Here is a 22,085-nt window from a genome sequence, read left to right on the forward strand (position 1 = left end):
ACCCGACGATCCAACCACACGCCGCAGCAGGACCTCACACGCCGTCACGGAAACGCGTCCTGCATCACGCTCCGATTACCCGCTGAATGTTTACGCTCCGACTTCAAGAACATCGCGGATCCGGCTCGACTGGCTCGCATTCAAGGCTTGATTGGAAACAGTCGGCGCATTCACTGCACCGATTCTCTCGGCGTTTCGTTGCTCAACCTGGCGCATCCCGGTGGCGTTCTTCCGCAGACCGTCACCAGTCTTCACGACGGTCTTGTGCAGCGTCCTCCCAGCCCGGGAGTGACCGTCGGCGATGGGCTGGAAGACCTTGGCGAAAGCCTGACCGAGGCGGTCCTTCTGCATGAAGTCGCCCTTGGCTGCGGCCTTCGAAGTGAGCGTGTCGTGCGCAGCTTGAAGGCGTTCCGCAGCCCGGTCCATGCCGCCGGCGGCACTGTCGAAACTGTCCGGTGTCAGGTGAAAGCCCTGCCCGCCGCGCGGGGGCGGACCCGCGGGCGGAGCGGTGCCTTTGCCTGGTGGAGTCGGGGCGCCGGGTTTGCCGCCAAGGTCCTTCGGGCCGCCGAGGTCGGGTTTCCTGCCTGGCGGCACACCCTTTCCGGGATCGACAGGCTGCCCCGAAGGCTTGCCGTCCGTTGACGGCGTACTGCCAGGAGTCCGGCTACCGGTCGACGGGCTGCTGGTGCCCGGACTTGTGCTGTGCGGACCCCCACCAGATCGACGGCCGCTCACCGCGCGACGGCGGGCAGGTATTTTTCGTCGGCCCCGACGCGAGGGCCCACGGCCACATCAACGAGGTTGTCCAGCGCGGCAACCCGGATACGCCACTGCCCCGTCGGTCAATCCGTGCACTACGCCACAAAATGCATGCAGTATGCATGTGACCGAATGCGATCGAACCTACCGCCGACAGCAGGCAGTGGGCCACCTGTGACGGAGCGGTGCGATGCGATTCACATCGAAGAACCGAACCCGAGATTGACGGAGCGTCAATTACCGCAATGCTGCGACCTTGATCGTCCACGATCATGAGGTGCCACTCCTCCGGCCTGCGGTGATTGCTTGGTCGGGCTACACCTAAAAGATGCGGACCTGGAACCAGGTATCGCCGCAGGTCAGTCGGGGTGACCGCCCAGCATGGAGCGGTGTGGCGAACGATCGGGGTCGATGTCGAGCACGGACCAGCCCGTCAACGTGCGCCCGGCCACCTTGATCCAGGGGAAACCGTCCGGCCGCAGATCCAGCAGGGTGTGCACGTGGGCGCGGACCTTCGCCCGCGCTGAGGCGATCTTCCCCAGTTGGACGGGGCCGATACCGTCCAAGGTGCGATGCAGGGTGGAGGCCGAGGCCGGATGCCCCAACACCAGTGCGGCCTGACGCATTACGTCGATCCCCGCGATCGAGCGTGAGCCCAGCAGTATCGAGCACGCCGCGGACACCAGCACCTCACCCCGGTCATGGACCGGATGGAAGTCCCGCCGGACCAACGCCGTCGACAACGCGTCCGTCAGCCCGACCTTGTCCGCCAGGCGCCGCACCGGCACGACGCCCGCTTTGCCCGCCAGCTTCCGTCCACCCGCAGACAGCGACAGACCATCCGACCACTGGGTAAGCTTCGACACCGGAAGGGTGCCTCCTTCCCTGCACGATTCAGTTCTAGACAAGCCGAATCATTGCAGGTCGGGGCACCCTTCCTTGCTGATCTCACACTCCGTCACCAGCATCTGCCCGCCTCGTGAATTCATGAGGTCAGGGAGCGGGTCGCCTCTGCGGCGGTAGGAGCTGAGCCGCGCGCATCTTGTGGATGAAACGCCACCGGAACCAGCCCAGGACATGCGGCCGGCCGTGGTCGACCCGCAGGACCAGGGCGGCCAGGAGCCTCTGGACCTCGTCCACCGTGATCAGCGCGAGCCGGGCCGCGCTGTCCCGGATGCTCCGGCCGGACCGCAGGCCGGGTCTTTTCCCTCCGACCACCTGTCATCCGACGTGCCGTCAACCGTCGCTTCGGCTTCGGGAGCAGGTTCGCACGACGGCATACGGTGTGCGTCGGCGATCCCCAGCCGGGCCAGGACTAAAAACGCGTGGGCGAACATGCGGGCGGTGACCTGATGATGCCAGGCCGTCCAGGTCCGCACCTGATAGTCGTCCAGCCCCACCAGCTGTTTCCCGTGCCGGTTGTCCTCCTCGATCTTCCAGCGCGGTCCGGCACACGCCACCATCACCGCCATCGTCGTCGCCACCGGGGCGTGCGCCAGGAAGTAGGTGACCTGATCAGGATCGCTGACGGACCGACGGACCGACGGATCAACAGGACGTGCGCGAACCCCGAGGCGGGAGGGCCGTCCTTGACGTCCACCCCGAACACCGCCCAGTCGTAGAACCGCGCCCCTGTGGCCCCGTCGCCGCACGACCGCCGCTCCCACCGGTCCGCGGTGACCCGTGACAACAGGTCGTCGGCCCGCTTCACGGTCTGCTGCCCGGCGATGATGTCACCGGGCAGTGTGGTGAGGGGCAGGGTGCGGGGCGCCGCCGCGACATACCGCGGGGACCGGTCCCGCAGAAAGTGCCGGACCTGGGCGTACTGGCCATCTCCGTCTTCCGCGTCAGCTCGAACGACGCCTGGCCGCTGACCATCGGACACGCGCCCGAACAGCGGCAGGCGTCCTTCGCGCAGCGCGAAAGCCCAGGACGAAGCACCACCTATACGTTTACAATACGTCCATGCGACAGACCGCTGTGTATCTCAAGGACAACCAGACCAGCGCCCTGAAGGAAGCAGCGGGCCGCCTGGAGCGGAGCGAGGCCGACCTCATCCGCGAGGGCGTCGATCTGGTCCTCACCCGTTATCGCGAGCCCATAGGGAGGTGCGACATGCCCGTGGCGCGCGGCGGCGGGCGCCTGGCCTCCAGGACGGATGAACTCCTGGGTGAAGGATTCGGCGGCACTGGATGATCGTGATCGCGGATACCTCAGCGCTGCTCGCCAGCATCGACGCGGACGACCCTGAGCACGAGCCCTGTCGGCGGGCGATCGCCGAAGCCTCACATCTGGTGATCTCACCGATGGTCCTGGCCGAGCTTGATTACCTGGTGGCCAAGCATCTGGGGGACAAGACCGCGATCGCCCTCTCGGAACACTTCGTGGAGAAGTGCGGCATCGGGGCGTACGAGATCGCCGACACACCCGCAGACGTCATCGCCGCGTCCAGGGTCACCCGCATCCGCTACCAGGACCTGGAGATCGGGCTCACCGACGCGGTCAACGTGGTGCTGGCCGCCCGCTACAGCACGAACATCCTGTTGACCTTGGACCGGAAGCACTTCCGGGCGCTGCGTCCGATCGCCGGTCCCCACGACGGCTTCCGACTGCTGCCCGACGATCTCTGATCAGTGTTCGCTCGCATCCGCTACCGGTCATCCGGCTCTGTCGCGCGTTGACCGGTAGCGCGCGCGGTCCCGCTGCTCAAGCTCAGCCCCGAGCCACCCGATGCGCCCTGCTGTAAACATTCGCCCGCCGCCCCCGCAAAAACCCCACCAGCGTCACCCCGGCGTCCTCGGCCAGCTCCACCGCCAGGCCCGAAGGCGCCGACACCGCCGCCATCACCGGAATCCCCGCCATCGCCGCCTTCTGCGTCAGCTCGAACGACGCCCGCCCGCTGACCATCAGCACATGCCCGGACAACGGCAACCGCCCCTCGCGCAACGCCCAGCCGACGACCTTGTCCACGGCGTTGTGCCGCCCGATGTCCTCCCGTACGCACAGAAGTTCACCCTCGGCCGTGAACAACCCGGCCGCGTGCAGGCCACCCGTGGACTCGAACACCTTCTGAGCCGCGCGCAACGTGTCGGGCAATCCGTACAGCACCTCTGAAGTGACGACCGTCCGGTCCGCGCCGACGTCGTGCCGCAGCATCTTCCGCAGGCCCTCGACCCCCGTTGTGCCGCAGATGCCGCACGAACTGGACGTCCACACACCCCGCTGCAAGCCCTCGGACAGTGGCGGCACATGCGCCGCCAGCTTGGCGTCGACGACGTTGTACGTGTTGAAGCCCTGCTCGTCGGTGCCCGCGCAGTAGCGCAGCGCCGGGAGATCCTCCTTCGCGGCGATCACGCCCTCGCCCACCAGGAAGCCCGCCACCAGGTCGAAGTCGTGGCCCGGAGTGCGCATGGTGACCGTCAGTGTGCGGCCGGAGATCCGGATGTCCAGGGGTTCTTCGGCGGCCAGGGTGTCGGTCTTGAGCACGGAGTCGTCCCCGTCCAGGCGCACGATCTTGTGTCGGCTGGTCAACCGGGCCACGGGAACCTCCTGAGTTGTCACGGCAATCGTTGCGGCAGCTGGCTTATTCGCGATCCATGCACATAATGTCCAGGTGAATATGGATCTGCATGAGCCCGCTGTGATCATCCTCGCCGACGAAGGCGTCACCCCCCAGGATGTCCTGGCGGTCGCCCGGAACGGCGCCCGGGTCGAGCTGGCCCCGTCCGCGCTCAAATCCATGGCGGCCTCCCGGGCCGTCGTCGACGCGCTGGCCGCCGAACCCCGCCCCGTGTACGGCGTCTCCACCGGCTTCGGCGCCCTCGCCACCCGCCACATCAGCCCGGAACTGCGGGCCAAACTGCAGCGCAACATCGTGCGTTCGCACGCGGCCGGCCTGGGCCCGAAAGTCGAGACCGAAGTCGCCCGCGCGCTGATGTTCCTGCGCCTGAAGACCGTCGCCTCAGGCCGTACGGGTGTCCGCCCCGAAGTCGCCCAGTCGATGGCCGACCTCCTCAACGCCCACATCACCCCCGTTGTCCACGAGTACGGATCGCTCGGCTGCTCCGGCGACCTCGCACCGCTGTCCCACTGTGCGCTGACGCTCATGGGCGAGGGCTTCGCGTACGGCCCCGACGGAGTCGTCAAACCCTCCGGCGAGCTCCTGGCGGCAGCCGGGCTCGCCCCCGTCGAGCTGCGCGAGAAGGAGGGCCTGGCCCTCCTCAACGGCACCGACGGCATGCTCGGCATGCTGCTCATGGCCATCGCCGACCTGCAGAACCTCTTCACCACGGCCGACATCACCGCCGCCATGACGCTGGAGGCGCTGCTCGGCACCGACAAGGTGCTCGACCCGGCCCTGCACGCCATCCGCCCGCACCCGGGCCAGGCCGCGAGCGCGCAGAACATGCTGCGGGTGCTCGAAGGTTCGCAGTTCACCGGCCACCACCAGGACGATAAGCCGCGGGTCCAGGACGCCTACTCGGTGCGCTGCGCGCCGCAGGTCGCCGGAGCGGGCCGCGACACGGTCACCCACGCGCTGACCGTCGCCGAGCGCGAACTGGCCGCGTCCGTGGACAACCCGGTCATCCTGGCCGACGGCCGCATCGAGTCCAACGGCAACTTCCACGGTGCGCCCGTCGCCTACGTGCTCGACTTCCTCGCGATCGCGGTCGCCGACCTCGGGTCCATTTCCGAACGTCGTACGGACCGGCTCCTGGACCCGACCCGCTCGCACGGCCTGCCGGCGTTCCTGGCCGACGACCCGGGCGTCGACTCCGGCCTGATGATCGCTCAGTACACCCAGGCCGCACTTGTGTCCGAGTGCAAGCGGCTCGCGGTGCCGTCCTCCGTCGACTCCATCCCCTCCTCGGCGATGCAGGAGGACCACGTCTCCATGGGCTGGTCCGCCGCGCGGAAACTCCGTACGGCCGTCGACAATCTGGCCCGCATCCTGGCCGTCGAACTGTTCACCGCGAGCCGCGCCCTGGACATGCGCCGCGAGGGTTCCGCGACCACGGCGGCCCCGGCCACCGCGGCTGTGGTCGACGCGCTGCGCGTGACCGTTCCCGGCGCGGGTCCGGACCGGTTCCTGGCACCGGACCTGGCCGGCGCGGAAGAGTTCGTACGGTCGGGCAGCGCAGTGCGGGCCGCGGAGTCCGTGCTCGGTACGTTGAACTGACGCAGGGATATTCCAGCGTGTCGATCATGTACAAAACACCCCTGTGAAGATCAGCGAGGGGACTTTTGTACATGATCGACGCACTGCTTCCGAAGGAGAGCGGCACATGGCGGTCGACGACAGTCCCTCGGCGCGACTGCTCGCTCTTTTTGAGGAGCACCGGCTCACCCCGACCCAGCGGCGCATCGCGCACTGCCTGGTCCGGCACGCCGGAGAAGCGGCGTACCTGTCGAGCGTGGAGATCGCCCAGCTCGCCGGGGTCAGCCAGCCGTCCGTCACCCGCTTCGCCGTCGCCCTCGGCTTCGACGGCTACCCGGCACTGCGCCGCCGCCTGCGCGACCTGGAACTGCCCGCCCGTACCGAATCGACCTCCGAAGTCGAACGCAACGAGTACCAGGCGGCCGTCCACGCCGAGATCGCCAACCTGAACCGCCTGGTGGAGACCCTCGCCGACCCGGGGCCCGTCGCCAAGGCCGCCAGGCTGCTCGCCGACTCCCGGCCGCTTGTGGTCCTCGGACTGCGGACGGGCATGGCGCCGGCGCAGGGCTTCGGCTACTTCGCCTCGAAGGTCCTGCCGGACGTCCGTGTCTTCGACGAAGGCGGCTCACTGCTCGCCGACCGTCTGGAGCAGGCCCGTGCGGCGGGGGCCACCGGGGTGCTGTGCTTCGCGCTGCCGCGCTATCCGCGGGAACTGACCGAGGCGCTGCGTACGGCGCGGGACCTCGGCCTGAACATCGTGACCATCGCCGACAGTCCGTTCGCCCCGGCCGCGGAACTGGCCGATGTGGCGCTGGTGGCGGGGGTGGGCTCGCAACTGGTGTTCGACTCGTGCGGGGCCCCGCTGCTGCTCGGCCAGGTGCTGCTCCAAGCGGTGTGCGATGTCACTCCCGGGCGCGCGCAGGCCCGCCTGGAGGAGTTCGAACGGCGGGCCGGCGAGCGCGCGCTGTTCGAGCCCTGAGGACGCTGGTTACCCCGGCCTCTGCCAGTTGGCCCCTGACCGTCCTGGCCCCTGCCACCTGGCTCTGACCGTCCTGTTCCAGGGTTTCAGCGGCCGCCCGGCCCGTGCGCCCGCTCGGCGTCGACGCCCTTGGCGCTCCAGCCGGCCGTCGGGGGAGCGGCCTCCGGCGGCCTGTCGTTCCCGCGCCGGTTGCCGCCGTAGCCCAGCAGGACGCCCACCAGCAGACCGATGCCGGCCGCGCCGCCCATGATCGTGCCCGTGTAGAGGTACCGCGGTGTGCTCAGCAGGAAGCCGCCCACACTCAACAGCAGCCCGGCGAGCAGTACGGCCAGCACGACGCCGCTCTCGCGGATCCGCCACCGGCCGAGGGTCAGTTGGCACAGTGCGACCACGACGATCAACGCGCCGAGCGCGGCGACCCCCCATACGCCCTGTTCCAGCTTCATGCTTCGTCCTGTTCTGCGAGTCCAACCCGGTCTGTCCTGTTTTTAGGTCAATCAGTGCGTTTGTTACCCAAGGTCAGTCTATTTCGATCTATATCTGACTGCACTGCCGTCGTTTGGCCTAGATTTTCAGCCGCAGGCCTTGGTGTCGAGCAGATCGCCGCCCAGTTGGTTACCCCTGCCTTCTGGTGGGCCGTCGACAGAGCGGATAGATTCAGTCCGAGCTGTCTTGAAGAGATCAATACAGAAAACCGTCGTGTACGGAGTGCCCAGCCGCACCCGTCCCGTCGAGGAGGCCTCCCCGTCATGTCTTTCAATGGCACCCCCCGTGTCGTCCGCGCTGCCCGTGGGACGAAGCTGACAACGCAGGGCTGGCAGCAGGAAGCCGCCCTGCGGATGCTCATGAACAACCTCGACCCCGAGGTCGCCGAGCACCCCGAGAAGCTGGTCGTCTACGGCGGGACCGGCAAGGCCGCCCGCGACTGGCGGTCCTTCGAAGCGATGGTGCGGACTCTCGAAACCCTCAAGGCCGACGAGACGATGCTGGTCCAGTCGGGCCGCCCGGTCGGCGTCATGCAGACCCACGAGTGGGCCCCGCGGGTGCTGCTCGCGAACTCCAATCTGGTGCCCGACTGGGCCAACTGGGAGGAGTTCCGCCGCCTGGAGTCGGCCGGGCTGACCATGTACGGCCAGATGACCGCCGGATCGTGGATCTACATCGGCACGCAGGGCATCCTGCAGGGCACGTACGAGACCTTCGCGGCCGTCGCCGCGAAGAAGTTCGGAAACACGCTTGAGGGCACGATCACCCTCACCGCCGGGCTCGGCGGCATGGGTGGCGCACAGCCGCTCGCCGTCACCATGAACGGCGGCGTGGCGATCTGTATCGACTGCGACCCGTCGCGCATCACCCGCCGCATCGAGCACGGTTACCTCGACGTCGCGGCGACCTCGCTGACGCACGCTCTCGAACTCGCCGTCGAAGCCCGCGACAAGAAGCGGCCGCTGTCGATCGGCCTGCTCGGCAACGCCGCCGAACTGGTCCCGCAGCTCCTCGCCATGGACGCGCCGATCGACATCGTCACCGACCAGACCAGCGCGCACGACCCGCTCGCCTACCTGCCGGTGGGCATCGCGTTCGACGACATGGCCGAGTACTCCCGGACGAAGCCCGAGGAGTTCACCCTCCGGGCCCGCGAGGCCATGGCCGCGCACGTCGAGGCGATGGTCGGCTTCATGGACAAGGGCGCCGAGGTCTTCGACTACGGCAACTCCATCCGCGGCGAGGCCAAACTGCACGGCTACGAGCGGGCGTTCGACTTCCCCGGTTTCGTCCCCGCGTACATCCGGCCGCTGTTCTGCGCGGGCAAGGGCCCGTTCCGCTGGGCCGCGCTGAGCGGTGACGCGCAGGACATCCACAAGACCGACAAGGCCGTCCTCGACCTCTTCCCGGAGAACGAGTCGCTGGCCCGCTGGATCAAGCTCGCCCAGGAGAAGGTCCACTTCCAGGGGCTGCCGGCGCGCATCTGCTGGCTCGGCTACGGCGAGCGCGACAAGGCCGGCGAGCGGTTCAACGACATGGTCGCTTCGGGCGAGTTGTCGGCCCCGCTGGTCATCGGCCGCGACCACCTCGACTGCGGCTCGGTCGCCTCGCCGTACCGCGAGACCGAGGCCATGCTCGACGGCTCGGACGCGATCGCCGACTGGCCGCTGCTCAACGCCATGGTCAACGTGGCGTCCGGCGCGAGCTGGGTGTCCATCCACCACGGCGGCGGCGTCGGCATCGGCCGGTCGATCCACGCCGGTCAGGTGACGGTCGCCGACGGCACCGAGCTCGCCGGTGAGAAGATCCGCCGGGTGCTCACGAACGACCCCGGCATGGGTGTCATCCGGCACGTCGACGCGGGTTACGACGAGGCCGTCGCCACCGCCGAAGAGCGTGACGTACGGATTCCCATGCGGGAGAGCGCACGTGACTTTTGAGCACATGTGGGCCGACCTGCTGCCGGTCGGGCGGGACAGCTCGACCGGCGGCTACCGCCGGTTCGCCTGGAACAGCGCCGACCTCGAATGCCGGGCGTGGTTCCGCGAGCAGGTCGAGTCGCGCGGGCTGACGTACGAAATCGACCGCAACGGCAACCAGTGGGCCTGGCACGGAGACCCGGCTGCCGGTGACGCCGTAGTCACCGGCTCGCACCTGGACTCCGTACCGGACGGCGGAGCGTACGACGGCCCGCTCGGCGTCATTTCGTCGCTGGCCGCGTACGACCTGCTGCGCGAGCGCGGATCGGTCTTTGAAAGGCCCTTCGCGATCGTCAACTTCGGCGACGAGGAAGGTGCGCGCTTCGGTGTGGCCTGTGTCGGATCCCGGCTGTCCGCCGGTGTCATGACGCCGGGTCAGGCGGTTGTGCTGAAGGACGCCGACGGGGTCTTCCTGCCGGACGCGATGGAGAAGGCGGGCTACGACCCGGCGCTCATCGGCCGGGACGACGAACGCCTCGACCGCATCGGCGCGTTCGTGGAGCTGCACGTCGAGCAGGGCCGTGCTCTGGTCGACAGTGACAACGCGGTCGGGGTGGCGAGCGCCATCTGGCCGCACGGCCGCTGGCGGTTCGACTTCCACGGCGAGGCCAACCACGCCGGTACGACCCGGCTCGAAGACCGCCGCGACCCGATGCTGACCTACGCCAACACCGTGCTCGCGGCGCGTAAGAAGGCCAAACTGGCGGGCGCGCTCGCCACTTTCGGCAAGGTGTGCGTCGAACCGAACGGCACCAACGCGATCGCGTCGCTGGTCCGCGGCTGGCTCGACTCACGGGCCGCCGATGAGACCACACTCGATTCTGTTGTCGCCGAGATCGAGCAGGCCGCGCGGGAGCGGGCCGTACGGGACGGTGTCGACCTGACGGTCGTCCGGGAGTCCTACACCCCGATCGTCGAGTTCGAGGGCGCGCTGCGTGACCTGCTGGCCAAGCAACTGGGTGACGTCCCGGTTCTCCCCACCGGGGCCGGGCACGACGCCGGAATCCTGTCCGCGCGCATCCCCACCGCGATGCTGTTCGTCCGCAACCCCACCGGGGTCTCGCACTCCCCGGCGGAGTTCGCCCCGATGCCGGACTGCCTGGCGGGCGTGGAAGCGCTCGCCGATGTGCTGGAGGGGCTGGCGTGCCGGTGAACTCCAGAACCGTGCTGAATCCTGCGGTGACCTACTGGGCGGAACAGGCCTATGTGGACGGCTCGGTGGCGCGCGGAGTACTGATCTCCGTCGCCGCCGGGCGCGTCGAGGCGGTCCGGGCGGGCCTCCACGCGCCGCCGCCCGGGGCGGTCCGGCTGGCCGGTCTGACCATCCCCGGCCTGGCCAACGCCCACTCGCACGCGTTCCACCGCGCCCTGCGCGGCCGGGTGCAGGGCGGCGAGCGCGGCTCGTTCTGGACCTGGCGCCAGACGATGTACCGGGCCGCCGAACGCCTCGACCCGGACAGCTACCTGGCGCTCGCCAGGGGGCTGTACGCGGAGATGGCACTGGCCGGGATCACCGCGGTGGGGGAGTTCCACTACCTCCACCACGGACCGGGCGGGGCGCGCTACTCCGATCCCAACATCATGGGCGAAGCGCTCATCGAGGCGGCGTCCCAGGCGGGCATCCGCATCACCCTGCTCGACACGGCATATCTCAAGGGCGGCCTCGGCAAGGACGGACACCTTCCCGTCGAAGGTGTGCAACAGCGGTTCAGCGACGGTGACATCGATGCCTGGGGTGACCGGGTACGGAGCCTCAAGCCGCGTGACCACGCCCGCATCGGTGCGGCACTGCACTCCGTCCGGGCTGTCGGCGCCGACGACATCGGCACGTTCGTGGAACACACCCGGGGAATGCCGGTGCACGTCCACCTCTCCGAGCAGCCGGCGGAGAACGAGGCATGCCTGTCGCACTACGGCCGGACGCCCACGGAACTACTGGACGAATCCGGTTTCTGGACGGAGCACAGCAGCGCCGTCCACGCCACTCACCTGACCGGCGGGGACATCAGCCGACTCGGTGGAGCGTCCGCGTATACCTGCTTCTGCCCGACGACGGAACGCGATCTCGCCGACGGCATCGGTCCGGCACCGCAACTGACCGCAGCCGGGGCCAGACTCACCCTCGGCAGTGACCAGCACGCGATCATCGACCTCTTCGAGGAAACCCGCGCGGTCGAGCTCAACGAACGCCTCCGCAGCGGCAACCGCGTCACCTTCCACGCCGACCAGCTGCTGAAAGCCGCGACCGAAGACGGCCAGCACTCCCTGGGCTGGGATGATGCCGGACGCATCGAAGTAGGCGCCCTCGCCGACTTCACCACCGTCGCCCTCGACTCCGTCCGCACGGCCGGTGGCGGCGACCCGCTCCAGACCGCAGTGTTTGCCGCTACCGCCGCCGACGTCCGGCACGTCATCGTCGGCGGCCGGGAGATCGTCCGCGACGGCCGCCACCTGCTCATCGACGATGTTCCGGGCGAGCTGACCCGGAGCATCACCGCGTTGCTGGGAGACCGATGACAGGGCCGGTGACACCGGTGGTGGCTAAGCTCGCCGGAGGCGCACATCTGACCGGCTTCACCATCGCGAGGACGTCATGACCGAAGAGATGCCCTGGTCCGAGGACGACATCACGGATTCCCTGGCCTACGCCAGAGAGATCATGGAGCGAATTCTTTCGGAGTCCCCGGAACTGGCCGACATGCACTGGGAATGGTCTGGCCCGGCCCTGGTGATGATGTCCGGCGACCCGGACCACATGCGGATCACGCAGGCGTTCCGGCGACTGGTCGAGCCGCTGTTCCCCGCCCTGCTGGCCGGAAACGACGTCAAGTTCAGGCAGCCTTTCGGGCCGGGCCGTGACCCCGACCTCTTCCTCATGGACGACGGGCAGTCGGCTGGCACGGTCGACGGGGATTTCGAGACCATGAGCGGGGTGAAGCTCGTTGTGGAGGTCACCTCACGGTCCACCCGTGGGATCGACTTCGGCGACAAGCTGAAGCAGTACGCGGCGTCCGGCGTCCCGGTGTACGTGATCATCGATCGCAAGGACCGCAAGGTCCACGTCTTCTCCGAACCGGACGAAGGACGCAGGGAGTACGAGGAGGAGTCCGTGCACCGACTCGGCAAACCTGTGAAGCTCCCGGCTCCGGTGGCGGCCACCGTGGACACCCAGGAGATTCTTAACTACTTCTCGTAAGAACCGTCGGGCTGCAGGTGACCGGGAGGTCGGTCGGCGGTGACTTCGGCCCGGGCGGTATCAACGCATTCACGGGTCTCAGCCAGGCAGTGTGCGCGGTTCTCGAGAATGAGTTCGCGCGCGCCGTCGACGAGGACTTCCGTTCGTCCGGCTGGACGAATTCCGTCAAGAACTCGCCGAGTGTGTACGTGTGGATGGTCATGGCAGTTCTTTTACGCGACGCGGATCCCGGACCGGTGAACTCAAGGGCGGTAGACGTCAGCCCGATGGTTGATACGGGTGATCCGCAGAACTCGCTTCTGCTCATCGACGTCGAAGACCACCCGGTACTCGCCTCGGCGGGCTCCTCGGCTGCCTTCGAGTTCGTCGTGGAGGGGTTTGGAGAGTCGCCATGGATCTTCGCTCAGCGGTCCGGTGATGAATTCGTAGATGGCGAAGGCAGCCGCCTGCGGAACGGCCCGGGGCGGCCCACAGGACAAGGACCGCATCGCACCCGATGCGAAGACGGGGGTGTAGCGGTCGCTCATCCCTCCTCTCCCTCTTCTGTGCGGCGGGCGAGGAGGGCTTTCAGTACCTCTTCAGCGCTGAAGTAGGTGCCGGATTCGATCTCCCGCTGCGCCTCCCGGATCTCCTCCAGAGCGCCAGGCTCGGCCAGAATCTCCTTGGTCATCTGCAGGGACTCGAAGTCGTCGACGGCGATGAGCATGACGTGCGGACGACCGTTGCGCGTGACGATGACACGGTCATGCGTTGCCGCGACCTCGTCAGCGATGGCGGAGAAGCGGGTCTTCACATCATTCAACGGCAGTATCGTCATGGTCTGAATTGTAGTTGACTAGAATTCAAGTCGCAAGATGAATTTCAGGAGTGCCCTCATGGCAACCACCCTCATCGACCACATCGGCTCACTCGTCACCAACGACCCGGACCTCGGCCCCGGCCCCCTCGGCCTGATCCCGGACGCCGCCGTTGTCATCGAGGACGGCCGCATCAGCTGGGTCGGCCGGTCAGTCGACGCGCCGGAATCGGACGCGAAGCACGACGCCGCAGGCCGTACGGTCATTCCGGGCTTCGTCGACTCGCACTCGCACATCGTGTTCGCGGGGGACCGGACCGCGGAATTCAACGCCCGCATGTCCGGACAGGCCTACACCGCCGGAGGAATCCGTACGACGGTCAAGGCGACCCGGAACGCCACCGACGAAGAGTTGCGTCGCAACACGGCCCGCCTGGTCGCCGAGGCGCGGCGACAGGGCACCACCACGCTGGAGATCAAGTCCGGCTACGGGCTCACCGTCGAGGACGAGGCCCGCGCGCTGCGGATCGCCGCGGACTTCACCGACGAGGTCACCTATCTCGGCGCGCACATCGTCGCGCCCGAGTACGCCGACGATCCGGCCGAGTACGTGCGGCTGGTGACCGGGCCGATGCTTGACGCGTGCGAGCCGTACGCCAAGTACATCGACGTCTTCTGCGAGCGCGGCGCCTTCGACGGTGACCAGGCGCGGGCGATCCTCACCGCCGGGATGAAGCGGGACCTGATCCCGCGGGTGCACGCCAACCAGCTGTCCGAAGGCCCCGGCGTGCAGCTTGCCGTCGAGCTCGACGCGGCCTCCGCCGACCACTGCACGTATCTCTCCGCCGAAGACGTGGACGCCCTGGCCGACAGCTCCACCAAAAGCACAGGCCGTACGGTCGCGACCCTGCTGCCCGGCGCGGAGTTCTCCACCCGCGCGGTCTACCCGGACGCCCGTCGGCTCATCGACGCGGGCGCGACGGTGGCGCTGTCCACCGACTGCAACCCGGGGTCGAGCTTCACGTCCTCTATGGCGTTCTGCATCGCGCTGGCCGTCCGCGACATGCGGATGACCCCCGACGAGGCCGTACGGGCGGCCACCTTCGGCGGCGCGCAGGCCCTGCGCCGCACCGACGTGGGCGTCATTTCCGTCGGGGCCCGCGCGGACCTGGTCGAACTGGACGCGCCCTCGCACGTCCATCTCGCCTACCGGCCAGGTGTTCCCCTGGTCCGCACGGTCTGGCACGGTGGCGACGTACTCGATGTGCTCAAGGCGTACTGACCACAGCGCTGTGATCCCGAAGGCAACCGGGCTGCCCCCTGTCGCTTTCCACGGCATGTCGTGGATACTCGCCGGTAACAACCCTTGATCCCAGACGTGCGGCCGGGACCCGACGGGCAGTACAGGCCCGGACATGCGCGTCTTACCTGAATAGGAGGCGCCTCGTGGGCCGCCTTGCGCAGACCGATGGGCTGACCGAAGTCCAGCAGGACATCCTCGAAGCCGTCCGCAACTTCGTGGACAAAGAGATCATTCCTGTCGCCAACGAGCTTGAGCACCGGGACGAGTACCCGACCAAGATCGTGGAGGGCATGAAGGAGATGGGGCTCTTCGGCCTCATGATCCCCGAGGAGTACGGCGGCCTGGGTGAATCCCTCCTCACCTACGCCCTGGTGGTCGAGGAGATCGCGCGCGGCTGGATGAGCGTCTCCGGCATCATCAACACGCACTTCATCGTTGCGTACATGATCAAGCAGCACGGCACCGACGAGCAGAAGCAGCACTATCTGCCCAAGATGGCCACCGGCGAGATCCGCGGCGCCTTCTCGATGTCCGAGCCGCACTGCGGATCCGACGTGGCGGCAATCCGTACCAAGGCCGTCAAGGACGGCGAGTTCTACGTCATCAACGGCCAGAAGATGTGGCTGACAAACGGTGGTTCGGCCAACCTTGTCGCCGTGCTGACCAAGACCGACCTCGGCGCCGACTCGGTCTACCGGAACATGACGACCTTCCTGGTCGACAAGGAGTCCGGCTTCGGCGAGACCCGCCCCGGCCTGACCATCCCCGGCAAGATCGAGAAGATGGGCTACAAGGGCGTCGACACCACCGAGATGGTGCTCGACGGCGTCCGCATCCCGGAGAACCGCATCCTGGGCGGCGTCCCCGGCAAGGGCTTCTACCAGATGATGGACGGCGTTGAGGTCGGCCGCGTCAACGTCGCCGCCCGCGGCTGCGGAGTCGCCCAGCGCGCCTTCGAACTGGGCATCACCTACGCCCAGCAGCGCGAGACCTTCGGCAAGCAGCTGTTCGAGCACCAGGCGATCTCCTTCAAGCTCGCCGAGATGGCCGTCAAGGTCGAGGCCGCGCACCAGATGATGGTGAAGGCCGCCCGCAAGAAGGACGCCGGCGAGCGCAACGACCTCGAAGCGGGCATGGCGAAGTACCTCGCCTCGGAGTACTGCAAGGAGGTCGTCGAGGACTCGTTCCGGATCCACGGCGGCTACGGGTTCTCCAAGGAATTCGAAATCGAGAGGCTTTACCGGGAAGCCCCGATGCTGCTCATCGGTGAAGGCACCGCCGAGATCCAGAAGATGATCATCGGTCGGCGGTTGATGGAGGACTACAAGCTGCGCGGCTGAGTCCCGCCCGCAGTGACACGTCCGGGGAGCCGGTCGCTACCGGCTCCCCGGACGTGCTTTTCATGAGCACTCGTATGAGGGAACCTGCCTCCACCAACCAGTCGATTCTGTCCCTACATGCGACTGTTAGTCCCCATGTGGGTACTGCGCACGGCCACCGGCCGGAAAGACGGCCTGACCGCCGCAGCCCGGCTCTACGCGTTGACAGCTGTCGCGTACGGATCCTGGGTCCTCGAATTCCTCCTCCCCACCAAGCTGAGCAAGGTCAACGGCTTCGCCAGTGAACTCTTCGCCGCCGACCAGCCGTTCCGCTGGCTGTTCGGCGGTGCCGACCTGCTGGCCGCCGTCTTCGCCGGAGTCGCCGCGGTGCTGTGCCTCAGTCAGGTGCAGGACACCCGCACCGGCCGCCGCTGGGCGCAGGCCGGCTGGTCGCTCGTCCTCGTCTTCGCCGTCGCCACAGTCGTCGACGTGCTGTCCCCACTGGACTGCGCGGTCTCGATCCCCGCCTGCGCGCGTGCCGAGGAGACCGGGCAGGTTTCCGTCTGGCACCACATCCACCTGATCAGCAGCGGAATCGCCAACCTGGCGGTGATCGGGGCCATGGCCGCGCTGGCGTTCGCCGAGCGGAACGGCGGCAGACCCGCGCTGCCCGCCCGTGCCGGACTCCGGCTCTTCTTCCTGACCGTGCTGGCGCTGGCCTGTACCGGGCTGCTCAGCCTTGGTGACATGGACGTGAGAATCCCCGGCATCCCGACCCGCGGACAAGGAGTGCCGCAGCGAATCCAGGTGTTCCTCGTGTGCGTGTGGTTCGCGTTCGCGGCCATCTCGCTGCGCCGGAACAACACCTTGAACACCTTCGACGACCGTGTTGCGGTCAACGCATGAGCGCCCTCCGCACACCACCCGGCTTCTTCAGGACGATCGGCGGCACAGCCCACCACATCGTGGTCGACGGCCGGGGCCCGCACGGCGTGATCCTCACCAGCGGCCTGGGCGGAGCGTGGTTCGACTGGGACGAAGTCGCCGCCACGCTGGCTGCGGAAAACCGTACGACCGTCCGTTTCGACCGCCCCGGATTCGGACTGTCAGCCGCCGACCGCAGGCCTCCGACACTGTCCGGCGAAGCCGAACGCATCGCCGCGGTCGCGGCGGCGGCCGGGCTGTGCCCCCCGTACACGGTCGTCGCCCACTCGCTCGCCGGATTCCACGCCGAAGCCCTGGCCCGGCTGCACCCCGGACTGGTTTCCCGGCTGGTTCTCGTCGACCCGAGCAACGAGCCGACGGCGCAACGGAAAGAACCAAACGAGCGTACGGTCCGGAGCATCGGAACGGCCTTCCGGAAAACCGGTCTCAGCGGCCTCACCGGGCCGTGGCTGCGGCACCTCGCGGTGCTCGCGGAGAGCCGCTCCCGGCACGATCCGGCCGATCCTTACTGGGCGCGGAAGGTGTACGGGTCCGGCCGGTTCATGACGGCTGTGCTCAGGGAGAACGCCGCATACTCCGGGCAGGCGGCGGATCTCCTCGATCTGCGGGCGCGCACGGATTTCCCGGACATCCCCGCCGTGGTGCTGACGGGGGCCGGCGGCTGGGAGCCGCAGGCCGCCCGGGACCGCTGGACGGCCCGGCAGCGCACCCTCGCCGAGGAGGTGCTGCACGGGAGGGTGGAGGTCATCGCCGACGCCGCGCACCTGCTGATGTTCGACCGCCCGGACGCGGTGGCGGCAGCAGTACGTTCACTCCCGCAGTAACGGTCGTGGGGTTTGCGGTGCGTCCGTTGCCCCGGAAACCCCCAGACCGTTACCGCGGGGTGCGGCTCGTCACAGCTCTACAGCCAGCCGTTGCGCCGGAACCCGCGGTGCATCAGCAGACACGTGACCGCGATGAGCCCGAGCACCATCGGATAGCCGTACTTCCAGTGCAGCTCCGGCATGGTGTCGAAGTTCATCCCGTAGACGCCCGCCACCATCGTCGGCACCGCGAAGATCGCCACCCAGGAGGAGATCTTCCGCATGTCCTCGTTCTGAGCCACCGTCACCTGCGCCAGGTTGGCCTGCAGGATCGAGGTCAGCAACTCGTCGAACGACGCGACCTGCTCACCCACCCGGGCGAGGTGGTCCTCGACGTCGCGGAAGTACTCCCGGATGTCCTCGTGGATCTGCCGCACCGGACGCTCGGCCAGCGTGTGCAGCGGCCGGGCCAGCGGCGCCACGGCCCGCTTCAGCGCCAGGACCTCCCGCTTGAGCTGGTAGATCCGGCCCGCGTCGCCCGCACTGCGCCCGCCGAAGACCTCGTTCTCCACATCGTCGATGTCGTCCTGGAGGGACGAGGTCACTTCGAGGTACGTGTCGACCACCCGGTCGGCGACCGCGTGCAGGACGGCCGACGGGCCGGTCTCCAGGAGCCCGGGCTTCTCCTGCAGCCGCTGCCGCACGTCGCCCAGCGCACCGTGCGTGCCGTGCCGCACGGTGATCACGAAGTCCTCACCGAGGAAGACCATGATCTCACCGGTCTCCACGACCTCACTGGTCGCGGTCAGTTCCTCGTGCTCGACGTAGCGGACCGACTTGAACACCGTGAACAGCGTGTCGTCGTAGCGCTCCAGCTTCGGCCGCTGATGGGCCTTCACCGCATCCTCGACCGCGAGCGGGTGCAGGCCGAACCGCTCGGCGATACCGGACAGTTCGAGTGCGGTGGGCTCGTGCAGCCCGATCCACACGAAGCTGTTCCGGTGGCTGCGCACGTAGTGGATGGCCGAGTCGGGGTTCTCGAAGCCGGACAGTCGGACACCGTCCTGGTAGACGGCGCAGTCCACCACACAGTTGCCCAGGTGATTGACGTTGCCGGCGGCCTCACCGGGCAGCCCGACGCGACGCGGAGGACGGACGGCGGAACGGAGGTCACGGATCATCGACATAGCGATTCCCGCCTTCTGTTTTGGTCGGCACAGGTCCTGACGCGCAGGACCGGCCGCGCTCCGAGCAGGCGGCATTCGGGAACGGTGGATCAGCCGCTGAAGGGCAGGCCGCAGCGGAGGTTCCGGAACGCGCGAGAGCACACGAGCACGGCGGAAGATGCCGTGGGTACGGAGGGGTTCGGTTCCCGGCCGTACGACCGCACGGGTGAAGAGCCCGACGAGGGCAGGAAGGTGCTGCGGGAAACCGTCGGGTCAGGACGCGGTACGGAGGAAGGCCGGGGTGATAGATCGGGGAGGGGCTGATGAGCCGCCTGTACTGCACGATGAGCCGCTATGCACGCCTACCACCTCCCTTGGCCGGTCCCCCGTGGGGGAAGAGCGCGGGGCCGAAGTCTCCGGCCCGGACGCGTATCCGTCGCGGCAGCCCGCTGTCGGGAGTGCCGCCAAGTCGTCGGGTGACGCCGTGTCGGTCGGACACTGGCGCCGTGTGAGCCGGTCACCGCCCACGCAGTCGGACAGCGCGTCGAATTCCTTCGACACCACCGCCGCGCAGGACCTGGACCGGACGACGCGTCAGGCTATCAGAGGGCCTGCGGGCCCGATGGGCCTTTGTCCGGGACGCCGTGTCGACATACGGGCATTCCCGCTGATCAAGCCCCTCACCACGCCGGCCCGGGTGCCGCCGTACGATGCGTTTCATGTCCGACCTCTTCTCCTCAATGCCGCCCGACCCCTTCGGCTCCGACCCCCGGGCGGTTGTGGAAGCGCGGCTCATCGAGACCTTCGGCGAACCGTCCGGACGTGCCGCGGTGACCTTCGTGGGCACCGACCGGATCGAGGTGCTGCGCTTCGGCCCGGACGCCGACGGCGTGGTGCGCTACGCGACCCTCGGCATGTCCGCGTCGCCGATGTCCGACCCGGCGGAGGCCTTCGCCGACCCGGTCCTCGGGCCCCGTGCCGAACTGGTGCTGTCCGTCCGCGGCACGCAGGACTCAGTGCTCCGGCGCATCGCTGTACTGGCCGCGACTCCGCAGGTCGAAGGGCTGATCGTCGCGCCGGGCGCGTCCCTGGACGTCGCCGAGCCACTGTGGGACGGCGCGCACTTCACCGCAGTCCTCGTCGGCGAGCCCGGCGGCCTGGTGGCGGACGCGGAACTGCCCGAGCCAGCCGAGCCGGTGCGCTTCCTGCCACTGCTCCCGATGACGGCCGCCGAGGCCGCCTGGAAGCGGGTGCAGGGCGCGGAGGCGCTCCAGGAGCGCTGGCTGAAACACGGCACGGACCTGCGGGATCCGGTACGCGCGGCGGTTCCGCTGAACTGAACCCGGTGGACGGGACGGAGCAGGTGACGGTCCCGGTGAGCCGAAACCGGTCGACGAGCCACAGTCGGGGACAGTCCCGGTGAGCCGAATGCGAAGACCGCCCGCAGCGTGGGGGGGAAACGCTGCGGGCGGTGGCATTTCCCGCCGGCTGTTACTTCGCCGGCGGCGTGACCAGGAGCACCGTGCACGGGGCGTGGTGGGTGATCGCGTCGCTCACGCTGCCGAGGAAGAACCCGGCCAGGCCGCCGCGCCGCCGGGCGCCCAGGACCAGCAGGTCGGCGTCGAAGTCCTTGACCTCCTGGATGACCGCGCGGGCGACGTCGTTGCGTACGGTGTGCACGCTGCGCCCGTCGACCTGCGTGAGGCCCGCGTCCCGCAGCCGTTCGGCGGCCTTGCGGATGTGGGCGTCGGACGTCGCCTCGTCCTCGTTCTCGACCACCGAGCCGACGGTGCCGCCGTCGACGACGTCGAAGGTCCGTACGTGGAGCACCCGTACCGGTGCTCCGGTGAGCCCGGCCAGCTTCGCCGCGTGGTCGAGCACCGACTCGGTCTCGTCGGTGGTGTCTACGGCGACCAGGATCCGCTCGTACATGGTGATGGTCCTTTCGGGGCTCGATCAGGCCTGCATTATTAATGCAGTTTACATTTACATCGCGGTGCGGGCTCGGACCGGGCCGGAGGTGTGACGGGACTCATCGCGGTCGCCTACCGACGGGTAACCCGGTTCCGCGATGATGAGCGCAGGTACTCCCCCAAGTACTCCCTCCCCACTCCCTCAGAGAGGACCAAGCGATGCAGTTCGGCCGCTACTACGAGGAGTTCGAGGTCGGCGCGACGTACAAGCACTGGCCGGGAAAAACGGTCACCGAGTACGACGACCACCTGTTCTGCCTGCTCACGATGAACCACCACCCGCTCCACCTGGACACCAACTACGCCGAGACGTCGACCGACTTCGGCAAGAACGTGGTGGTGGGCAACTACATCTACTCGCTGCTGCTCGGCATGTCCGTGCCTGACGTCTCCGGGAAGGCCATCGCCAACCTGGAGATCGAGTCCCTGCGGCACGTCGCGCCGACGTTCCACGGCGACACGGTCTACGGCCAGACCACCGTGCTCGACAAGTGGGAGTCCAAGTCCAAGGACGACCGCGGCGTGGTCTACGTCGAGACCAAGGGCTACAAGCAGGACGGCACCGTGGTCTGCGTCTTCAAGCGCAAGGTGATGGTGCCCAAGGAGGTCTACGGCGAGAAGCGTGGCGGCGAGCAGCCGGGCCGGCCGGAGATGCGCGAGAGCTGAGCCGACGCGCTGAGTCAGTGAAAGACGCGGGGCGTTCCGCCGTACGGGACGCCCCGTACGTCATCCGTGAGTCGTCCGTACGTCATTCGACTCCGGGGACGTTCCACTTGCGCAGCGTCTCCAGCAGGCCCTCTGCCATCGGCAGGCCCGCCAACTCGTGGCACGGCACCCAGCGGGCGTCGGCCGCGTCGTCGCCGGGCCGCAGCTCTCCGCCGTGCACGGTGCAGGCGTAGTCACGGATCTCGAACACCCGGCCGCCGGGGGCGGGGCGGTGCACCGAGCCGATCAGCGGACCCACCGTCACGAGCAGGCCGGTCTCCTCGACCATCTCCCGGGCGAGCGCCCGGGCGTCGTCCTCCCCGGGCTCCACTTTGCCGCCGGGCAGCGACCAGCGGCCGAGGCCGGGTTCGGTGCCGCGGCGCACCAGGAGCAACCGGCCCCGGTCGTCCAGGATGATCGCGCCGACACAGGGAATCGCACGCATGCTTTCGAGCGTAGAGCGGTCCCTGTGCTCCGTGCCCCGACCGGTGCCTGCGTGTCGGTGCACGGATGGGGGT

26 protein-coding genes are annotated in these 22,085 nt (G+C 68.3%); 15 read left to right on the forward strand and 11 right to left on the reverse strand.

Features of this window, described 5'->3' with window-relative positions:
- The coding region (locus AC0Z36_RS12525) for a hypothetical protein (RefSeq protein WP_485462888.1) at positions 1-642 on the forward strand (642 nt) is incomplete at its 5' end.
- Positions 643-1,118: 476 nt separating this feature from the next.
- On the opposite strand, the gene AC0Z36_RS12530 is transcribed toward AC0Z36_RS12525, so the two are convergent.
- The 4 genes from AC0Z36_RS12530 to AC0Z36_RS12545 form a co-directional block, all read right to left on the reverse strand.
- A complete protein-coding gene (locus AC0Z36_RS12530) occupies positions 1,119-1,625 on the reverse strand; it encodes a hypothetical protein (RefSeq protein ID WP_485462889.1) in 507 nt (168 codons plus the stop codon).
- 127 nt (positions 1,626-1,752) lie between these two features.
- Complete coding sequence (locus AC0Z36_RS12535; protein WP_485462890.1) at positions 1,753-1,899, reverse strand: hypothetical protein; 147 nt, start codon at positions 1,897-1,899, stop codon at positions 1,753-1,755.
- A gap of 5 nt (positions 1,900-1,904) precedes the next feature.
- On the reverse strand, positions 1,905-2,243 hold the full coding sequence (locus tag AC0Z36_RS12540) for a hypothetical protein (RefSeq protein ID WP_485462891.1): 339 nt from the start codon (positions 2,241-2,243) through the stop codon (positions 1,905-1,907).
- Positions 2,222-2,644: a hypothetical protein gene (locus AC0Z36_RS12545; protein WP_485462892.1), complete on the reverse strand. Its 423-nt coding sequence runs from the start codon at positions 2,642-2,644 to the stop codon at positions 2,222-2,224. The genes AC0Z36_RS12540 and AC0Z36_RS12545 overlap by 22 nt, the downstream gene beginning before the upstream one ends.
- A gap of 80 nt (positions 2,645-2,724) precedes the next feature.
- On the opposite strand from AC0Z36_RS12545, the gene AC0Z36_RS12550 reads away from it, so the two are divergent.
- Positions 2,725-2,955, forward strand: a complete 231-nt coding sequence (locus tag AC0Z36_RS12550; protein WP_485462893.1) for a hypothetical protein — start codon at positions 2,725-2,727, stop codon at positions 2,953-2,955.
- Positions 2,952-3,389 (forward strand): PIN domain-containing protein, encoded by a 438-nt coding sequence (locus AC0Z36_RS12555; RefSeq protein ID WP_485462894.1) that lies wholly within the window; start codon positions 2,952-2,954, stop codon positions 3,387-3,389. Before AC0Z36_RS12550 ends, AC0Z36_RS12555 begins: the two co-directional genes overlap by 4 nt.
- Before the next feature lie 82 nt (positions 3,390-3,471).
- Here AC0Z36_RS12555 and fdhD read toward each other — a convergent pair whose 3' ends face one another.
- Positions 3,472-4,299: a formate dehydrogenase accessory sulfurtransferase FdhD gene (gene fdhD / locus AC0Z36_RS12560; RefSeq protein WP_485462895.1), complete on the reverse strand. Its 828-nt coding sequence runs from the start codon at positions 4,297-4,299 to the stop codon at positions 3,472-3,474.
- Between the two features lie 79 nt (positions 4,300-4,378).
- Between fdhD and hutH the strand changes: the two genes are divergently transcribed.
- Together hutH and AC0Z36_RS12570 are read left to right on the forward strand one after the other, a co-directional pair.
- Positions 4,379-5,938, forward strand: a complete 1,560-nt coding sequence (gene hutH / locus AC0Z36_RS12565) for a histidine ammonia-lyase (RefSeq protein ID WP_485462896.1) — start codon at positions 4,379-4,381, stop codon at positions 5,936-5,938.
- Between the two features lie 106 nt (positions 5,939-6,044).
- Positions 6,045-6,896 carry a MurR/RpiR family transcriptional regulator gene (locus AC0Z36_RS12570; protein ID WP_485462897.1) on the forward strand — a complete coding sequence of 284 codons (852 nt, stop codon included), beginning with the start codon at positions 6,045-6,047 and terminating at the stop codon, positions 6,894-6,896.
- Positions 6,897-6,982: 86 nt separating this feature from the next.
- On the opposite strand, the gene AC0Z36_RS12575 is transcribed toward AC0Z36_RS12570, so the two are convergent.
- Positions 6,983-7,342 carry a hypothetical protein gene (locus tag AC0Z36_RS12575; RefSeq protein ID WP_485462898.1) on the reverse strand — a complete coding sequence of 120 codons (360 nt, stop codon included), beginning with the start codon at positions 7,340-7,342 and terminating at the stop codon, positions 6,983-6,985.
- 303 nt (positions 7,343-7,645) lie between these two features.
- Between AC0Z36_RS12575 and hutU the strand changes: the two genes are divergently transcribed.
- From hutU to AC0Z36_RS12595, 4 genes are all read left to right on the forward strand, one after another.
- The gene (hutU, locus tag AC0Z36_RS12580; protein WP_485462899.1) at positions 7,646-9,322 is read left to right on the forward strand and encodes a urocanate hydratase; all 1,677 of its coding nucleotides are present in this window, start codon (positions 7,646-7,648) and stop codon (positions 9,320-9,322) included.
- A gap of 4 nt (positions 9,323-9,326) precedes the next feature.
- The gene (locus AC0Z36_RS12585) at positions 9,327-10,514 is read left to right on the forward strand and encodes an allantoate amidohydrolase (protein WP_485462970.1); all 1,188 of its coding nucleotides are present in this window, start codon (positions 9,327-9,329) and stop codon (positions 10,512-10,514) included.
- Positions 10,511-11,878 (forward strand): formimidoylglutamate deiminase, encoded by a 1,368-nt coding sequence (locus AC0Z36_RS12590; protein ID WP_485462900.1) that lies wholly within the window; start codon positions 10,511-10,513, stop codon positions 11,876-11,878. Before AC0Z36_RS12585 ends, AC0Z36_RS12590 begins: the two co-directional genes overlap by 4 nt.
- Before the next feature lie 76 nt (positions 11,879-11,954).
- Complete coding sequence (locus AC0Z36_RS12595; RefSeq protein ID WP_485462901.1) at positions 11,955-12,557, forward strand: Uma2 family endonuclease; 603 nt, start codon at positions 11,955-11,957, stop codon at positions 12,555-12,557.
- Positions 12,558-12,799: 242 nt separating this feature from the next.
- Here AC0Z36_RS12595 and AC0Z36_RS12600 read toward each other — a convergent pair whose 3' ends face one another.
- Together AC0Z36_RS12600 and AC0Z36_RS12605 are read right to left on the reverse strand one after the other, a co-directional pair.
- Positions 12,800-13,084: a type II toxin-antitoxin system RelE family toxin gene (locus tag AC0Z36_RS12600; RefSeq protein ID WP_485462902.1), complete on the reverse strand. Its 285-nt coding sequence runs from the start codon at positions 13,082-13,084 to the stop codon at positions 12,800-12,802.
- On the reverse strand, positions 13,081-13,374 hold the full coding sequence (locus AC0Z36_RS12605; RefSeq protein ID WP_485462903.1) for a type II toxin-antitoxin system Phd/YefM family antitoxin: 294 nt from the start codon (positions 13,372-13,374) through the stop codon (positions 13,081-13,083). The genes AC0Z36_RS12600 and AC0Z36_RS12605 overlap by 4 nt, the downstream gene beginning before the upstream one ends.
- A gap of 58 nt (positions 13,375-13,432) precedes the next feature.
- Here AC0Z36_RS12605 and hutI point away from each other — a divergent pair, with 58 nt between their 5' ends.
- The 4 genes from hutI (at position 13,433) to AC0Z36_RS12625 (ending at position 17,744) form a co-directional block, all read left to right on the forward strand.
- Complete coding sequence (gene hutI / locus AC0Z36_RS12610) at positions 13,433-14,635, forward strand: imidazolonepropionase (protein ID WP_485462904.1); 1,203 nt, start codon at positions 13,433-13,435, stop codon at positions 14,633-14,635.
- A 164-nt stretch (positions 14,636-14,799) separates the two neighbouring features.
- Positions 14,800-15,996, forward strand: coding sequence for an acyl-CoA dehydrogenase family protein (locus tag AC0Z36_RS12615; protein WP_485462905.1), 1,197 nt, complete (start codon positions 14,800-14,802; stop codon positions 15,994-15,996).
- Between the two features lie 135 nt (positions 15,997-16,131).
- Positions 16,132-16,881 carry a DUF998 domain-containing protein gene (locus tag AC0Z36_RS12620; protein ID WP_485462906.1) on the forward strand — a complete coding sequence of 250 codons (750 nt, stop codon included), beginning with the start codon at positions 16,132-16,134 and terminating at the stop codon, positions 16,879-16,881.
- Positions 16,878-17,744 (forward strand): alpha/beta fold hydrolase, encoded by an 867-nt coding sequence (locus tag AC0Z36_RS12625; RefSeq protein ID WP_485462907.1) that lies wholly within the window; start codon positions 16,878-16,880, stop codon positions 17,742-17,744. The genes AC0Z36_RS12620 and AC0Z36_RS12625 overlap by 4 nt, the downstream gene beginning before the upstream one ends.
- Before the next feature lie 77 nt (positions 17,745-17,821).
- Here the strand turns inward: AC0Z36_RS12625 and corA are convergent, their stop codons facing one another.
- Positions 17,822-18,910: a magnesium/cobalt transporter CorA gene (corA, locus tag AC0Z36_RS12630; protein ID WP_485462908.1), complete on the reverse strand. Its 1,089-nt coding sequence runs from the start codon at positions 18,908-18,910 to the stop codon at positions 17,822-17,824.
- Between the two features lie 698 nt (positions 18,911-19,608).
- Here corA and AC0Z36_RS12635 point away from each other — a divergent pair.
- A complete protein-coding gene (locus AC0Z36_RS12635) occupies positions 19,609-20,229 on the forward strand; it encodes a suppressor of fused domain protein (protein WP_485462909.1) in 621 nt (206 codons plus the stop codon).
- 151 nt (positions 20,230-20,380) lie between these two features.
- Here the strand turns inward: AC0Z36_RS12635 and AC0Z36_RS12640 are convergent, their stop codons facing one another.
- Positions 20,381-20,821, reverse strand: a complete 441-nt coding sequence (locus AC0Z36_RS12640) for a universal stress protein (protein ID WP_485462910.1) — start codon at positions 20,819-20,821, stop codon at positions 20,381-20,383.
- Between the two features lie 200 nt (positions 20,822-21,021).
- On the opposite strand from AC0Z36_RS12640, the gene AC0Z36_RS12645 reads away from it, so the two are divergent.
- A complete protein-coding gene (locus AC0Z36_RS12645) occupies positions 21,022-21,528 on the forward strand; it encodes a MaoC family dehydratase (RefSeq protein WP_485462911.1) in 507 nt (168 codons plus the stop codon).
- Positions 21,529-21,610: 82 nt separating this feature from the next.
- On the opposite strand, the gene AC0Z36_RS12650 is transcribed toward AC0Z36_RS12645, so the two are convergent.
- Positions 21,611-22,012 carry an NUDIX hydrolase gene (locus AC0Z36_RS12650; protein WP_485462912.1) on the reverse strand — a complete coding sequence of 134 codons (402 nt, stop codon included), beginning with the start codon at positions 22,010-22,012 and terminating at the stop codon, positions 21,611-21,613.
- Positions 22,013-22,085: the final 73 nt, after the last annotated feature.

This window comes from Kitasatospora sp. UYEF31, assembly GCF_057291755.1.

What these genes read in the sequence shown, in the direction of transcription:
- AC0Z36_RS12550 (WP_485462893.1), top strand. Translation starts at nt 2,725, where the DNA reads ATGCGACAGACCGCTGTGTATCTCAAGGACAACCAGACCAGCGCCCTG.
- AC0Z36_RS12555 (WP_485462894.1), top strand. Translation starts at nt 2,952, where the DNA reads ATGATCGTGATCGCGGATACCTCAGCGCTGCTCGCCAGCATCGACGCG.
- hutH (WP_485462896.1), top strand. Translation starts at nt 4,379, where the DNA reads ATGGATCTGCATGAGCCCGCTGTGATCATCCTCGCCGACGAAGGCGTC.
- AC0Z36_RS12570 (WP_485462897.1), top strand. Translation starts at nt 6,045, where the DNA reads ATGGCGGTCGACGACAGTCCCTCGGCGCGACTGCTCGCTCTTTTTGAG.
- AC0Z36_RS12575 (WP_485462898.1), bottom strand. Translation starts at nt 7,342, where the DNA reads ATGAAGCTGGAACAGGGCGTATGGGGGGTCGCCGCGCTCGGCGCGTTG.
- hutU (WP_485462899.1), top strand. Translation starts at nt 7,646, where the DNA reads ATGTCTTTCAATGGCACCCCCCGTGTCGTCCGCGCTGCCCGTGGGACG.
- AC0Z36_RS12585 (WP_485462970.1), top strand. Translation starts at nt 9,327, where the DNA reads ATGTGGGCCGACCTGCTGCCGGTCGGGCGGGACAGCTCGACCGGCGGC.
- AC0Z36_RS12595 (WP_485462901.1), top strand. Translation starts at nt 11,955, where the DNA reads ATGACCGAAGAGATGCCCTGGTCCGAGGACGACATCACGGATTCCCTG.
- AC0Z36_RS12600 (WP_485462902.1), bottom strand. Translation starts at nt 13,084, where the DNA reads ATGAGCGACCGCTACACCCCCGTCTTCGCATCGGGTGCGATGCGGTCC.
- AC0Z36_RS12605 (WP_485462903.1), bottom strand. Translation starts at nt 13,374, where the DNA reads ATGACGATACTGCCGTTGAATGATGTGAAGACCCGCTTCTCCGCCATC.
- hutI (WP_485462904.1), top strand. Translation starts at nt 13,433, where the DNA reads ATGGCAACCACCCTCATCGACCACATCGGCTCACTCGTCACCAACGAC.
- AC0Z36_RS12620 (WP_485462906.1), top strand. Translation starts at nt 16,132, where the DNA reads ATGTGGGTACTGCGCACGGCCACCGGCCGGAAAGACGGCCTGACCGCC.
- AC0Z36_RS12625 (WP_485462907.1), top strand. Translation starts at nt 16,878, where the DNA reads ATGAGCGCCCTCCGCACACCACCCGGCTTCTTCAGGACGATCGGCGGC.
- corA (WP_485462908.1), bottom strand. Translation starts at nt 18,910, where the DNA reads ATGTCGATGATCCGTGACCTCCGTTCCGCCGTCCGTCCTCCGCGTCGC.
- AC0Z36_RS12635 (WP_485462909.1), top strand. Translation starts at nt 19,609, where the DNA reads ATGTCCGACCTCTTCTCCTCAATGCCGCCCGACCCCTTCGGCTCCGAC.
- AC0Z36_RS12640 (WP_485462910.1), bottom strand. Translation starts at nt 20,821, where the DNA reads ATGTACGAGCGGATCCTGGTCGCCGTAGACACCACCGACGAGACCGAG.
- AC0Z36_RS12645 (WP_485462911.1), top strand. Translation starts at nt 21,022, where the DNA reads ATGCAGTTCGGCCGCTACTACGAGGAGTTCGAGGTCGGCGCGACGTAC.
- AC0Z36_RS12650 (WP_485462912.1), bottom strand. Translation starts at nt 22,012, where the DNA reads ATGCGTGCGATTCCCTGTGTCGGCGCGATCATCCTGGACGACCGGGGC.